This window comes from Pseudomonas sp. TWI923 (genome assembly GCF_039673365.1).
In the GTDB taxonomy this organism is placed as follows: domain Bacteria; phylum Pseudomonadota; class Gammaproteobacteria; order Pseudomonadales; family Pseudomonadaceae; genus Aquipseudomonas; species Aquipseudomonas sichuanensis.
Map to the genome: position 1 here is coordinate 11656 of NZ_JBDJLM010000006.1, position 13942 is coordinate 25597.

Below are 13942 nucleotides of genomic sequence, written 5' to 3' on the forward strand. Positions count from 1 at the left end.
GAGGTGCCGGGTATCTGCCGTGCGCTGGTTTGCCGCCGTTCAGGCGGCTTGAACCGGCGCACGATCTTGTCGGGTGTGTGCCAGGTAGTCGACCAGCGCCTGTTGCTCGGCGGCGCTGGTGAACAGGCCGAGCTTGGTGCGGCGCCAGAGGATGTCATCGGCGTCGACCGCCCACTCCTGGCTGCACAGGTAGTCCACTTCGCGGGTGAACAGGCCACCACCGATGGCCTGGCCCAGGTCCTCGGGGCCATTCACGCCCTCGAGCAGGCGCCAGACGCGGCTGCCGTAAGTCACAGCCCAACGCTTGGTGATATCCAGCGGCAGCCAGGCATGGCTGGCCAGCACTGCGTCCACCAGTGCCTGCACGCTGGTCATGCTTTCGCCGCCGGGTAGCGGCGCATCGGCGGTCCAGCTGCCGCGCATCTGGGTGAAGAACGGCTTGAGCTCGGCCATCGCCGACTCGGCCAGCTTGCGGTAGGTGGTGAGCTTGCCGCCGAATACCGACAGCAGTGGCGCTTCACCTGCTGCGGCGGACAGCGCCAGGGTGTAGTCGCGGGTCACTGCCGACGGGTTGTCCGACTCGTCGTTGCACAGCGGGCGCACGCCGGAGTAGGTGTGCAGGATGTCGGCGCGGCTCAGCTGGTGGTTGAAGTGTTCGTTGACCACTTTGAGCAGGTAGTCGGTCTCCTGCTCGGTGATCGCCACCTTGGCCGGGTCGCCGCTGTATTCGCGGTCGGTGGTGCCGATCAGGGTGAAACGCTCCAGATAGGGGATGCAGAAGACGATGCGCTGGTCTTCGTTCTGCAGGATATAGGCGTGCTCGCCTTCGTACAGGCGCGGCACGATCAGGTGGCTGCCCTGGATCAGGCGGATGCCGTAAGGCGCATCGAGCTTGAGATCGTCCTTGATGAAGCTGGCCACCCAGGGGCCGGCGGCGTTGACCAGGGCGCGGGCGCGGATGGTCCGCAGGCTGCCGTCGGCGTGTTGCAGCTCCACTTCCCAGATGCCCTCGACCCGCTCGGCACGCAGGCAACGGGTGCGGGTGTGGATGTGTGCACCTTTCTCGCGGGCGGCGATGGCGTTGACGACCACCAGGCGGGCGTCGTCGACAGCGCAGTCGGCGTATTCGAAACCGCGGGTGATGGCTGGCTTGAGCGGGTAGCCCGGGCCGAAGCGCAGGCTGCGCGAGGCGCCCAGGCGCTTGCGCTTGCCCAGGTGGTCATAGAGGAACAGGCCGGCGCGGATCATCCAGGCCGGGCGCAGGTGTGGCTGGTGCGGCAGGACGAAGCGCATTGGCTTGACGATGTGCGGGGCTTTGGCCAGCAGCACTTCGCGTTCGGCGAGGGCTTCGCGCACCAGGCGGAATTCGTAATGTTCGAGGTAGCGCAGGCCGCCGTGGATCAGCTTGCTGCTGGCCGAGGAGGTGTGCCGGGCCAGGTCGTCCTTTTCACAAAGGAATACCTTCAGGCCGCGCCCGGCGGCGTCTGCCGCGATGCCTACGCCATTGATGCCGCCACCGATCACGGCGAGGTCGTAGCAGTCGAGGGGTTGGGGCGAAACGGGCTGGGACACAGCAAGGCCTCCTGGGCTGTCCATATCGAATATGAACATTGATGTTCGTTTGCGAAAATACTAGCGCAATGAACAGGCGGCCGCCAGTGAGTCTTTATAGAAAAAACTGATCGGATGACAATTAAGTGAACATTTACGAACATCGTGCAGGGCCGGCAAGCCGGCGCCTGCAGAATCAGGGCGTCAGACCACGTCCAGGCGGATCTTGTACTGGTTGAGCAGTTGGGTCAGGGCGGGGGTAGGGGCCTGATCGGTCACCAGGCAGTCCACCAGGCTGATCGAGCCAAGGCGGACCATGGCGTTGCGCCCGAACTTGCTGGAGTCTGCTGCGAGGATCACCTGGCGGGCATTGGCGATGATCGCCTGGGACACGCGCACCTCCTGGTAATCGAAGTCCAGCAGGCTGCCGTCCTCGTCGATGCCGCTGATGCCGACCACGGCGAAGTCGACCTTGAACTGGCTGATGAAGTCGACGCTGGCCTGGCCTACCACGCCGCCGTCACGGCGTACTGTGCCGCCAGCGATCAGCACTTCGAAATCGTCCTTGGCGCCAAGGATCGCCGCCACATGCAGGTTGTTGGTGATGATCTTCAGGTGGTTGTGGTTGAGCAGCGCCCGGGCGATGGATTCGGTAGTGGTGCCGATGTTGATGAACAGCGAGGCATGGTCGGGGATCTGCCGGGCCACGGCTTCGGCAATGCGCTGCTTCTCGTCGCGCATCTGGTCGGCGCGCATGGCGTAGGCGGTGTTCTCGATGCTCGAGTCGTAGGCAGCGCCCCCGTGGTAGCGGCGCAGCAGGTTGGCCTCGGCGAGCTGGTTGATATCGCGGCGGATGGTCTGCGGAGTGACGACGAACAGCTGCGCCATTTCCTCGATGCTGACGTAGCCGCGTTCGCGGACCAGCTCGAGGATTTGTTGTTGGCGTGGAGGCAGATTCATGGGCGGTCCTTGGGGGCAGCCGGAAAAATTCTGCAATGATGCCGGAGGAAGGGGAGTAGGACCAGCTTGGGTTGCTGCGCAAGTAGCCATCGAGGGGCAAGTCGCCGCTGCGACTTGCCCCTCGAAGGTTCGATGATCAGGCGTCGTGGTCTTCCCAGTCGCGGGTGCGGTCCACGGCCTTGCGCCAGCCTTTGTACAGCTTCTCTTTCGCCGCTTCATCCAGTTGCGGGCTGAACTCGCGTTCGATGATCGCCTTGTCGCGCAGCTCGTCCAGGCCGCTCCAGAAACCGCAGGCCAGGCCGGCCAGGTAGGCGGCGCCGAGGGCGGTGGTCTCGCGCATTTTCGGGCGTTCTACGCAGGTGCCGAGAATGTCGGCCTGGAACTGCATGAGGAAGTTGTTGGCCACCGCACCGCCATCCACGCGCAGTTCGCTCAGGCGCTGGCCGCAGTCCTGCTGCATGGCATCGAGCACGTCGCGGGTCTGGTAGGCGATCGACTCCAGCGCGGCACGGATGATGTGGTCGACTTTCACGCCGCGGGTCAGGCCGAACAGCGCACCACGGGCATAGGGGTCCCAGTACGGCGCGCCGAGGCCGGTGAAGGCGGGTACCAGGTACACGCCATTGCTGTCCTTGACCTTGCTGGCGAAGTACTCGGTGTCATAGGCGTCGTTGATGATCTTCAGCTCGTCGCGCAGCCACTGCACGGTGGAGCCACCGTTGAACACGGCGCCTTCCAGGGCATAGGCCACTTCGCCGCGCGGGCCGCAGGCGATGGTGGTGAGCAGGCCGTGGGACGAAGCGACCGCCTTGTCGCCGGTGTTCATCAGCAGGAAGCAGCCGGTGCCGTAGGTGTTCTTGGCCTGCCCGGGTTCCACGCACATCTGGCCGAACAGCGCCGATTGCTGGTCGCCAGCGATGCCGGCGATTTTGATGCCGCTCTTGGTCTGGCCATAGACTTCCGACGATGGGCGCACTTCGGGCAGCATCTGCCGCGGGATGCCGAGGATATCCAGCAGCTTCTCGTCCCACGCCAGGGTATGGATGTTGAACATCAAGGTGCGCGAGGCGTTGGTGTAGTCGGTGACATGCACCTTGCCGCCGGAGAACTTCCAGATCAGCCAGGTATCGATGGTGCCGAACAGCAGCTCGCCGCGCTCGGCGCGCTCGCGAACACCTTCGACGTTGTCGAGGATCCACTTGAGCTTGGTGCCGGAGAAGTACGGGTCGGTGACCAGGCCGGTGGTTTCGCGGATGTACTGTTCGTGGCCGTCACGCTTGAGCTGGGCGCAGATCTCGGTGCTGCGGCGGCACTGCCAGACAATGGCGTTGTACACCGGACGGCCGGTTTCCTTGTCCCACACCACGGTGGTTTCACGCTGGTTGGTGATGCCGATGGCGGCTACCTGGGCGTGGCTGATACCGGCCTGGGCCAGGGCTTCGACCATGGTCGCGCTTTGGGTGGCGAAGATTTCCATCGGGTCGTGCTCGACCCAGCCGGCCTGCGGGTAGTGCTGGGCGAACTCGCGCTGCGACGTGCCGACCACGTTGGCGTCGCGGTCGAAGATGATGGCCCGAGAACTGGTGGTGCCCTGGTCGAGGGCAATGATGTAGTTCTTGTCCTGGGTGTCTGTCATGTCGATGGCCTTGCAGGAATTAGGAGTGGTTCAGGGCGTGGCGAGCATTGGAGCCCGGCGCTGGCATCAGGAAACCTGGGCATCACCCTGAGGATTATCGTCTGTCTGTGGCTTCTCGGCTTCTGCTGTCGGCAGGTTGCGGGCAATCAGGCCGCGGTACAACGCCGCACCAAGGCTGGCGCCGAGAATCGGTGCGAACACCGGTACCAGGAAATAGGGAATGTCACGCCCGCCGGTAAAGGCGATGTCGCCCCAGCCAGCGAGGAAGGTCATCAGCTTGGGCCCGAAATCGCGCGCCGGGTTCATCGCAAAGCCGGTCAGCGGGCCCATGGCGCTGCCGATCACGGCGATCAGCAGGCCGATCAGCAGCGGCGCGGTGGCGCCACGGGGCAGGCCGTTGTTGTCGTCGGTCAGGGCCATGATCACGGCCATCAGGATGGCGGTGATGATCACTTCGACCAGGAACGCCTGGCCGGTGGACAGCGCCGGGTGCGGGTAGGTGGAGAATACCGAGGCCAGCTCCAGGCTGGCCTGGCTGCCGCGCAACATGGCGTGGGCCTGTTCGAAATCGAAGAACAGGTTGCTGTACAGCGTGTAAACGAGCGCGGCGCCACAGAACGCGCCACACACCTGGGCGAGTATGTAGAACGGCAGTTTGCGTTTGTCGAAGCCGGCGAACAGGGTGAGGGCGATGCTCACGGCCGGGTTCAGGTGCGCGCCGGAAACGCCGGCGGTGAGGTAGATCGCCATGCTCACGCCGACCCCCCAGATGATGCTGATTTCCCACAGGCCGAAGCTGGCGCCGGCAACCTTGAGGGCGGCGACACAGCCTGTGCCGAAGAAGATGAGTAGCGCGGTGCCGAGGAATTCGGCCATGCATTGGGCGGAAAGCGTCGGTTGGCGTAGAGCAGTCGTCATGTATGACCTCGGTTCTTGTTGTTGTGAGGCGTAGTGCGCTCGACAGCAAAAAAGCCCGGAGTCGATCCCCATTGACGCCGGGCGGGTGCAGGGAGTGCACCTTATAGGTGCACCATGTATTCAGAAACGAAAAAATATAGACAAGAAACGCTGATGTCAAAGGTCGAAAGTGAACGGTTGGCCACAAACTGACCGAGAGGCCTGCCTGCGAACCGTTGGCCGCCGCTCTGGCCCGCGGGTGTGCTGGCTGGTCTGGGGGATTTGCCCTACAGTAGCCGGCGACCTGCGATCGACTGGAGCCTTCGATGACCCCCGCCCTGGACCTGCTGAAAAAGGCGCGCGCCGAGTACCGCGTGCACAGTTACGAACATGACCCGAAGACTGCCTCCTATGGCCTGGAAGCGGCCGAGAAGCTTGGCCTTGACCCGCTGCGGGTGTTCAAGACGCTGCTGGCCAGCAGCGAGAAGGGCGAATTGCTGGTGGCGGTGGTGCCGGTGGTCGGTACCCTCGATCTCAAGGCGCTGGCCCATGCGGCGGGGGTGAAAAAGTGCGAAATGGCCGACCCGCAGGCTGCCCAGCGTGCCACGGGCTACCTGGTGGGGGGGATCAGCCCGTTGGGGCAGAAGAAGCGTCTGCGCACCTTCATCGACGAGTCCGCGCAACAACATGAAACCATTCACGTCAGCGCGGGCCGTCGTGGCCTGGAGGTGGAGCTGGCAGCGGCGGTGCTGGCAACCCATACCCAGGGGCAATTTGCCGGGATTGGTCGCGGCTGATCATCTGTATGGTGGTAATTTCCTCGACTCTGTCACTGTTCGGTCCGGGCCCCGTGCGCCATGCTCGGGCCCTTTCCAAAAAGACAGAGGGAGCGTGTCATGCAGTTGCACTTCCATCAGGTCGACGCGTTCAGCGATCGTCCCTTCGCCGGCAACCCCGCCATGGTTTATCACCTGGAGCAGTGGCTCGACGAGGCGCTGATGCAGCAGATCGCCGCCGAGCACAACCTTGCCGAGACCGCGTTCGTGGTGGCCGAGGGTGACGGATATCGCATCCGCTGGTTTACCCCGAGTACCGAAGTACCGCTGTGCGGCCATGCCACCCTGGCCAGCGCTTATGTGCTGTTCGAGGTCTATGGCGAGCAGAAGGCGCGGCTGGACTTCCAGAGCCAGTCAGGGCCACTGAGCGTCAGCCGTGAAGGGGATCGCTTGTGGCTGGACTTCCCGCGCATTGATTCGCAGCCGGTGGCCGAGCCTTTGCCGGTTGCCGAGGCGTTGGGCTGCGAGGTGCTGGAAGTGCGCCAGAGCAAGGAGCTGTTCGTGGTGTTGCCGTCGGAGCAGGCAGTGCGTGATTGCACGCCGGACATGGCTGCGGTGGCGCGTCTGCCCGGGCTTGGTGTGATTGTGACGGCGCCCGGCGCCAGGCATGACTTCGTATCGCGCTATTTTGCCCCGGCTATCGGCATCCCCGAAGACCCGGTGACCGGTTCCACCCATTGCCTGCTCATCCCGTACTGGGCCGAACGCCTTGGCAAAACCGAGTTGAGTGCGTTCCAGTGCTCGGCCAGGGGCGGTGAGCTGTCATGCAGGCTGGAAGGTGAGCGGGTGAAAATCGGTGGGCAGGCTCGGCGGGTGGCCAGCGGCACGTTGATGCTGTGATTGTCGCGGGGCAAGCCAGGAAACCGAACCGCAGCTCCCACGTTGGTTGTGGGAGCAACTGCCTGGCTGCGCGATTCACATGACTTATTGATCGAGCCGGGACCTGTGGGGGCGGCTTTAGCCGCGAACACCGGCAAGGCCGGTGTCATCCACCGCGTCGCCGGTTTCGCGGGTAAACCCGCTCCCACAGTCAGAGCACAGGTCTTGAGTTCGGCTCGGTCGGGTGCGCGCTGGCTTGTCCTGCGATGTTCTGGGTGCTTCAGAGCGCCGAGCTGACGCGGCGCACACCGTTCTCCTGGCGTGGCAGTTGCGCGGCTACGCTGCCGGGCACCGGGAACAGCACCAGGTGGTCGGCCGCCACGGCGATACCGATTTCCTGGCCTACCTGATGGTCGATGTGGCTGGGGAAGATCGCTTCGAGCTGGCTGCCGGTGGGCAACTGCAGGCGATACAGGGTGGAAGCGCCGAGGAAGCTCTTGCCGACAATTTGCGCCCGCAATTTGCCGTCGGGCGCATGAATGATGTCATCCGGGCGCAGCAACACGTCCACCGAGCTGCCCGTGGCCATGGTGTAGGCGCGATTGCCCCGCAGTTCGCCGAGTTCGGTGGTCACCGCTTCATGGCTGCTCATCTGGCCGCGAATGAAGTAACCCTGGCCAATGAAGCTGGCAACGAAGGGGGTTTGCGGCTCGTGGTAGAGGTTGTAGGGGGTATCCCACTGCTCCAGGCGGCCTTCCTTGAACACGCCAACGTGATCACTGACGGCGAAGGCTTCTTCCTGGTCGTGGGTGACCAGGATGGCGCTGGTGCCACGGCTCTTGAGGATGTCGCGCACCTCGTGGCTGAGGCGCCTGCGCAACTCGACGTCGAGGTTGGAGAACGGCTCGTCGAGCAGCAGCAGTTGTGGCTCCGGCGCCAGTGCGCGGGCCAGTGCGACCCGCTGTTGCTGGCCGCCGGACAACTCGTGCGGGTAGCGCCCGCCGAGGCCGCCCAGCTTGACCAGTTCGAGCATCTCCTCGACCACGGCCGCCTGTTGCGGGTGCTTGCCGATGCCGAAGGCGATGTTCTGCGCCACGGTCAGGTGTGGGAACAGCGCGTAGTCCTGAAACACCATGCCGATCCGGCGTTTTTCCGGAGCCAGGGTGAAGCCTGCACGGGAGATGACCTCGCCGGCCAGCTGGATCTCGCCTTCATGCACCGGCTCGAAACCGGCGATGGCGCGCAGCGTGGTGGTCTTGCCGCACCCGGAGGAGCCCAGCAGGCAACCGATGTCGCCTGCGTTCAGGTGCAGATTGAGGTTCTGGACGATGCGCTGCTCGCCATAGCCGCAGGCGAGGTCGCGCAGGTTGAGCAGTAGGGGTTGACTCATGCGTGGTGGTAAGCCGGTTCTACAAGGAATTCGAGAAGGGCCTTCTGCGCATGCAGGCGGTTTTCAGCCTGGTCCCAGGCGACCGAACGGGGGTCGTCGAGCAGGTCCTGGCTGATTTCCTCGCCACGGTGGGCGGGCAGGCAGTGCATGAACAGGGCATCGGGTGCCGCCAGGTCGAGCAGTGCGCGGTTGACCTGGTAAGGCGCGAAGTGCGCCAGGCGCCGTGCAGTTTCCTCTTCCTGGCCCATGGAAGTCCAGACATCCGTGGTCACCAGGTGGGCGCCGCGTACGGCTTCCTTGGGGTCACGGATGATCTGCACGCGGTCACCGCCCAATTGCAGGAAGCGTGGATCGGGGTCATAACCCTCGGGGCAGGCGATGCGCAGCTGGAAGTCGAACTGGCGAGCGGCTTCGATGTACGAGTTGCACATGTTGAAGCCATCGCCGATCCAGGCCACGGTCTTGCCCTGGATCGAGCCGCGGTGTTCAAGGAAGGTCTGCATGTCGGCCAGCAGCTGGCAGGGGTGCGACTCGTCGGACAGGCCGTTGATCAGCGGCACCCGCGAATGGGCGGCGAATTCGGTGAGGGTGCTGTGGGCGTGGGTGCGGATCATCACCGCATCGACCATGCTCGACAACACGATGGCGCTGTCGGCAATCGGCTCGCCGCGGCCCAGCTGGGTGTCACGCGGCGACAGGAAGATGGCCTGGCCGCCGAGCTGGATCATGCCCGCCTCGAACGACACCCGGGTACGGGTCGAGGATTTTTCGAAGATCATCCCCAGCACGCGGTTCTTCAGGGGCTCGAACAGCACGCCACGCTTGCGCAGGTCCTTCAGCTCGATGCCTCGGCGGATCACACCGAGCAATTCGTCGGTGGTGAAATCCAGCAGGGAGAGAAAGTGCCTAGCGCTCATGATTGACTACCTTATCTGCAACGGTGTGCAGGTCGACCGTATGGGTTTTGTTGACAACGGGAGTGACCTGCGGCGTAAGCCGCACGGGGCGGACGGAATAGGGAAAGGCGCAATACTATAATTAAATGTCGCCTCAAACCAAGAGGGGAAACAGTGTGTCTGTATCAACGGGTGTCGTAACCCACTGCAGGTGCGCTGTTTTTTATTTGCTACAGGGGTTGTACACGGCCAGGCGCGCGTTTGGCAAACCCGCTGTCGCGAATCGTGGGCCTGATGTCGGCCAATTCACGCCGCGAAGCGCGCTGGTGAGCCTTGCTGGGGCGGCGCATAGTCGAACGTCCATAACAACACGGCAGAGGCGGCCATGACCAAGACCCTGCATCACCGAGCCTGTCACCTGTGCGAGGCCATCTGCGGCCTGAACATCGAAGTGACCCACGAAGCCGACGGCCGGGCGCGTATCAGCTCGATCAAGGGCGACTCGCAGGACCCGTTCAGCCGTGGGCATATCTGCCCCAAGGCAGTCGCCCTGCAGGATATCCAGGAAGACCCCGACCGCCTGCGCCAGCCCCACAGGCGTATCGGCGACCAGTGGCAGCCGATTGGCTGGGACGAGGCGTTCACCCTGGCCGCCGAGCGCCTCTGGGCGGTGCAGCAGGCCCACGGGCGCAACGCCGTCGCGGTGTATCAGGGTAACCCCAGCGTGCACAACTATGGGCTGATGACCCACAGCAACTATTTCCTTGGCCTGCTCAAGACTCGCAATCGCTTCTCTGCCACATCGGTCGACCAGTTGCCCCAGCACCTGACCAGCTACCTGATGTACGGCCATGGCTTGCTGCTGCCGATCCCGGACATCGATCACACCCACTTCATGTTGATACTCGGTGGCAACCCGCTGGCTTCGAACGGCAGCATCATGACGGTGCCGGATGTGGAGAAGCGGCTGAAGGCGCTGAAGGCCAGGGGCGGGCGCCTGGTGGTGGTCGACCCGCGGCGCAGCGAGACGGCGGCGATGGCCGATCAGCACCTGTTCATCCGCCCCGGTGGCGATGCGGCGCTGCTGGCTGCGCTGCTGCATACTCTTTTCGCCGAGGACCTGGCCCGCGGATCGCACTTGCCTGTCAACGGGCTGGATCAGGTACGCCAGGCCATTGCGCCGTTCGATGCCGAGGCGATGAGCGGGCTCTGCGGTATCCCGGCGCAGGACATCCGCCAGCTGGCCCGGGATTTCGCGGCCGCAGGCAAAGCCGTTTGCTATGGCCGGATGGGGGTGTCCACCCAGGCCTTCGGTTCGCTGTGCCACTGGCTGGTGCAACTGATCAACCTGGTCACCGGCAACCTCGACCGCGAAGGCGGTGCCCTCTGTACCGAACCTGCGGTGGACCTGGTGGCCAGCACCTCGGGCGGGCATTTCAACCAATGGCAGAGCAGGGTCTCGGGCCTGCCGGAATATGGCGGCGAACTGCCGGTGTCTGCCCTGGCCGAAGAGATCCTCGAGCCGGGTGAAGGGCAGATACGGGCGCTGGTGACCGTTGCTGGCAACCCGGTGTTGTCCACGCCCAACGGGCGGCGCCTGGATGATGCCCTGGCTGGGCTCGAGTTCATGCTCAGCATCGACCTGTACATCAACGAGACCACCCGCCATGCCGACCTGATCCTGCCCTCGACTTCGGCGCTGGAGAATGATCATTACGATTCCACCTTCAATTTGCTGGCGGTACGCAACGTCAGCCGTTTCAACCGGGCGATCCTGGCCAAGCCCGAGGGAGCATTGCACGACTGGGAGATTTTCGTCGGCCTGGCCAAGGCTTTTGCGGCGCGCGCCCAGGCCGAGCTGAAGGCGACGCTGCCGCCAGCGCAGATGATCGATTACGCGCTGCGCAAGGGGCCTTATGGTGATGCGTCAACCTGGAAGCTGTCGCTGCAAACCCTCGACCAGCATCCCCATGGCCTCGACCTGGGGCCGCTGACGCCGAACCTCGCTGAGCGCTTGGGTACCGCCAGCCAGGCGGTCGAAGCAGCCCCGGCTGCCCTGCTCGAAGACCTGCAACGGCTTGCCCGGCAATTGCCGCCGGAACCTGGCCAGTTGTTGCTGATCGGCCGCCGTCATGTGCGCAGCAACAACTCGTGGATGCACAACTTCCATCGACTGGTAAAAGGCAAGCCGCGCCATCAGTTGCTGATGCACCCGCTCGACTTGCACCAGCGCCAACTGCAGGACGGCCAGACGGTACGTGTTCGTTCACGCACCGGTGTGCTCGAAGTGCAGGTCCAGGCCAGCGAGGAGATGATGCCGGGGGTGGTCAGCCTGCCCCATGGCTACGGGCATGGGCGCCAGGGCGCCCAGTTGCAGGTGGCCAGCGCGCAACCTGGGGTGAGTGCCAATGACCTGACCGACGAGCGCCTGCGTGATGGCGTTTCCGGCAATGCGGCACTCAATGGCGTGCCGGTGCAGGTGGAGGCCGCATAAGGAATGGCAAGGCCGAGCATGCCGCTCGGGTTTCCGATACAATGCGTCACCGTGCCGACGACCATGTCGGAAAGTTCAGCCGAGGTGCTTCATGGATATCATCGAAACAATCAAAGAGCAGATCGCCAACAACACCATTCTGCTTTACATGAAAGGCTCGCCGAATGCCCCGCAGTGCGGCTTTTCGGCCAAGGCATCGCAAGCGGTGATGGGTTGCGGCGAGAAGTTCGCCTACGTCGACATCCTGCAGAACCCGGAAATCCGCGCCAACCTGCCCAAGTACGCCAACTGGCCGACTTTCCCGCAACTGTGGGTGGCCGGTGAGCTGGTCGGCGGTAGCGACATCATGCTGGAAATGTTCGAAAAGGGTGAGCTGCAGGCCCTGATCAAGGACGCGGCTGCCAAAGCCAAGGCTTCCGAGGCCTGATTCCAGCGTTATCTCGCCGGAATGCAAAAGCCCCGCATATGCGGGGCTTTTTGTTGTCTGATGATTTATCGCGAGCCCCTGTAGGAGCGGCCTTGCCGGGGCGCCGGACCGGCCGGAAAGGGGCGCGTAGCGGCCCCAGGATCTATGGTTCCCACAAGATTGCCGGGGCTGCTGCGCAGCCCTTTCGCGACACAAGGCCGCTCCTACACCCCAATAAAAAGCCCCGCACTTGGCGGGGCTTTGGTGTATCTGGCGATCGTTACTCTTCGCCCATCTGCGACTGCAGGTAGTTCTCGATGGTGATCTTGTCGATCAGGCCCAGCTGGGTTTCCAGCCAGTCGATGTGTTCTTCCTGGTCTTCGAGGATGTCTTCGAGCACATCGCGCGAGCCGAAGTCGCCTGCAGTTTCACAGTGGGCGATGGCGGCTTTCAGGTCGGCGTGGGCCTTTTTCTCAAGCTTCAGATCGCACTCGAGCATCTCTTTGGTGTGCTCGCCGATCATCAGCTTGCCCAAGTCCTGGACATTGGGGATGCCTTCGAGGAAGAGGATGCGCTTGATCAGCTTGTCCGCGTCCTTCATCGCCTGGATGGATTCTTTGTACTCGAATTTGCCGATCTTGTTCAGGCCCCAATCTTCATACATGCGTGCGTGCAGGAAGTACTGGTTGATTGCGACCAGCTCGTTTCCGAGGATCTTGTTGAGATGCTGGATGACGCTTACGTCGCCTTTCATGATGGGGTCCTGCCCTGTAGAAGTTGAGCCAATGAAATCAAGTCTGAGCCCGACAACTACCTATGTCAAACCTAAGTTATTGAATAATAAGTGAAAATTAATCGGAATAAGAATGTTTGTGAACCGCGTTCGAGCGCTAACTTATTGAATTTCTGGCATAAAAAAACCGGGCACTAGGCCCGGTTCTTCGAAATTCATTTTTTACGCCGCGTTAAATTCAACGGGGTAGGGCAGCGCAGCCTGTTGGCTGAGCTGCAGCTCGGTCAGCGTCTCACGCACCACCTGCTTGGCGAGGCAGGCGCATTTACCGCACTGGCTGGCGACATTGGTGGCGGCTCGAACGTCCTTGTAGCTGCAGCATCCTTCGTAGATCGCATCGCGGATCTGTCCATCGGTGACACCGACACAAAGACACACATACATAAAGGCTGACCATTACGGTTGGATTCGATGGGTTGGAGAGTAATGGTAATGAGAATGCTTGTCAAAGCACTTTCTGGAAGGGCCGTCCTTGAGCGACCGATGGTAGAGATTCGGCCTGTCACCATAAGCCGTGTATGATGGTCGGCCTTTGCCAGATCCGGGGGAACTCATTCCGCCCGGGCAAGGTTCTTCACCCCTCATCAGGAGAAATCGAATGAGCGTACTCGTTGGTAAACAAGCCCCTGACTTCACCGTCCCTGCCGTGCTGGGCAACGGCGAAATCGTCGACAGCTTCAACCTGGCCTCGGCCATCAAAGGCAAGTACGGCCTGGTGTTCTTCTACCCGCTGGACTTCACCTTCGTCTGCCCGTCCGAGCTGATCGCCCTGGACAATCGCATCCCTGACTTCCAGGCTCGCAACGTGGAAGTGATCGGCGTTTCGATCGACTCGCACTTCACCCACAACGCCTGGCGTAACACCCCGGTCAACAACGGCGGCATCGGCCAGGTCAAATACACCCTGGCAGCCGACATGACCCACGAAATCTGCAAGGCCTACGACGTCGAGTCCGAAGGCGGCGTGGCCTTCCGTGGCGCCTTCCTGATCGACACCAACGGTGTTGTCCGTTCGCAGATCGTCAACGACCTGCCACTGGGCCGCAACATGGACGAGCTGCTGCGCCTGGTTGACGCCCTGCAATTCCACGAAGAGCACGGCGAAGTCTGCCCGGCCAACTGGAAAAAAGGCGACAAGGGCATGAACGCTTCGCCGGAAGGCGTTGCCGCTTACCTGAGCGAGAACGCTGGCAAGCTGTAATTTGCCAAGCGCATAAAAAAACCGGCCCTGGTGGCCGGTTTTTTTTGTCTCAAGTTTCAAGCT

Annotated in this window: 13 protein-coding genes; 5 read left to right on the forward strand and 8 right to left on the reverse strand. The window is 62.8% G+C overall.

Annotated elements, in window-relative coordinates; translation table 11 throughout:
* Window positions 1-39: 39 nt before the first annotated feature.
* The 4 genes from glpD to ABE459_RS04360 form a co-directional block, all read right to left on the reverse strand.
* A complete protein-coding gene (gene glpD / locus ABE459_RS04345) occupies window positions 40-1572 on the reverse strand; it encodes a glycerol-3-phosphate dehydrogenase (RefSeq protein ID WP_323831844.1) in 1533 nt (510 codons plus the stop codon).
* Window positions 1573-1755: 183 nt separating this feature from the next.
* Window positions 1756-2511, reverse strand: coding sequence for a DNA-binding transcriptional repressor GlpR (glpR, locus tag ABE459_RS04350; protein ID WP_110995134.1), 756 nt, complete (start codon window positions 2509-2511; stop codon window positions 1756-1758).
* A 136-nt stretch (window positions 2512-2647) separates the two neighbouring features.
* Window positions 2648-4147: a glycerol kinase GlpK gene (gene glpK, locus ABE459_RS04355; protein ID WP_110995135.1), complete on the reverse strand. Its 1500-nt coding sequence runs from the start codon at window positions 4145-4147 to the stop codon at window positions 2648-2650.
* A gap of 66 nt (window positions 4148-4213) precedes the next feature.
* Window positions 4214-5065, reverse strand: coding sequence for an MIP/aquaporin family protein (locus ABE459_RS04360; protein ID WP_125462848.1), 852 nt, complete (start codon window positions 5063-5065; stop codon window positions 4214-4216).
* A gap of 305 nt (window positions 5066-5370) precedes the next feature.
* Here ABE459_RS04360 and ybaK point away from each other — a divergent pair, with 305 nt between their 5' ends.
* Together ybaK and ABE459_RS04370 are read left to right on the forward strand one after the other, a co-directional pair.
* Window positions 5371-5841 (forward strand): Cys-tRNA(Pro) deacylase, encoded by a 471-nt coding sequence (gene ybaK / locus ABE459_RS04365; RefSeq protein ID WP_110995137.1) that lies wholly within the window; start codon window positions 5371-5373, stop codon window positions 5839-5841.
* 99 nt (window positions 5842-5940) lie between these two features.
* Window positions 5941-6720 (forward strand): PhzF family phenazine biosynthesis protein, encoded by a 780-nt coding sequence (locus ABE459_RS04370; protein WP_125462849.1) that lies wholly within the window; start codon window positions 5941-5943, stop codon window positions 6718-6720.
* A gap of 259 nt (window positions 6721-6979) precedes the next feature.
* On the opposite strand, the gene ABE459_RS04375 is transcribed toward ABE459_RS04370, so the two are convergent.
* Both ABE459_RS04375 and argF read right to left on the reverse strand, forming a co-directional pair.
* Window positions 6980-8089 (reverse strand): ABC transporter ATP-binding protein, encoded by a 1110-nt coding sequence (locus ABE459_RS04375; RefSeq protein ID WP_125857625.1) that lies wholly within the window; start codon window positions 8087-8089, stop codon window positions 6980-6982.
* Window positions 8086-9006: an ornithine carbamoyltransferase gene (gene argF, locus ABE459_RS04380; protein ID WP_125462851.1), complete on the reverse strand. Its 921-nt coding sequence runs from the start codon at window positions 9004-9006 to the stop codon at window positions 8086-8088. The genes ABE459_RS04375 and argF overlap by 4 nt, the downstream gene beginning before the upstream one ends.
* 364 nt (window positions 9007-9370) lie before the next feature.
* On the opposite strand from argF, the gene ABE459_RS04385 reads away from it, so the two are divergent.
* Window positions 9371-11479 carry a molybdopterin oxidoreductase family protein gene (locus tag ABE459_RS04385; RefSeq protein ID WP_323831840.1) on the forward strand — a complete coding sequence of 703 codons (2109 nt, stop codon included), beginning with the start codon at window positions 9371-9373 and terminating at the stop codon, window positions 11477-11479.
* A gap of 91 nt (window positions 11480-11570) precedes the next feature.
* The gene (gene grxD / locus ABE459_RS04390; RefSeq protein ID WP_110995142.1) at window positions 11571-11906 is read left to right on the forward strand and encodes a Grx4 family monothiol glutaredoxin; all 336 of its coding nucleotides are present in this window, start codon (window positions 11571-11573) and stop codon (window positions 11904-11906) included.
* A 259-nt stretch (window positions 11907-12165) separates the two neighbouring features.
* Here the strand turns inward: grxD and bfr are convergent, their stop codons facing one another.
* Window positions 12166-12639, reverse strand: a complete 474-nt coding sequence (gene bfr, locus ABE459_RS04395) for a bacterioferritin (protein WP_110995143.1) — start codon at window positions 12637-12639, stop codon at window positions 12166-12168.
* A gap of 201 nt (window positions 12640-12840) precedes the next feature.
* Window positions 12841-13062, reverse strand: a complete 222-nt coding sequence (locus tag ABE459_RS04400; RefSeq protein ID WP_110995144.1) for a bacterioferritin-associated ferredoxin — start codon at window positions 13060-13062, stop codon at window positions 12841-12843.
* Window positions 13063-13276: 214 nt separating this feature from the next.
* On the opposite strand from ABE459_RS04400, the gene ABE459_RS04405 reads away from it, so the two are divergent.
* On the forward strand, window positions 13277-13879 hold the full coding sequence (locus tag ABE459_RS04405; RefSeq protein WP_023629028.1) for a peroxiredoxin C: 603 nt from the start codon (window positions 13277-13279) through the stop codon (window positions 13877-13879).
* The last annotated feature ends 63 nt before the right edge of the window (window positions 13880-13942 follow it).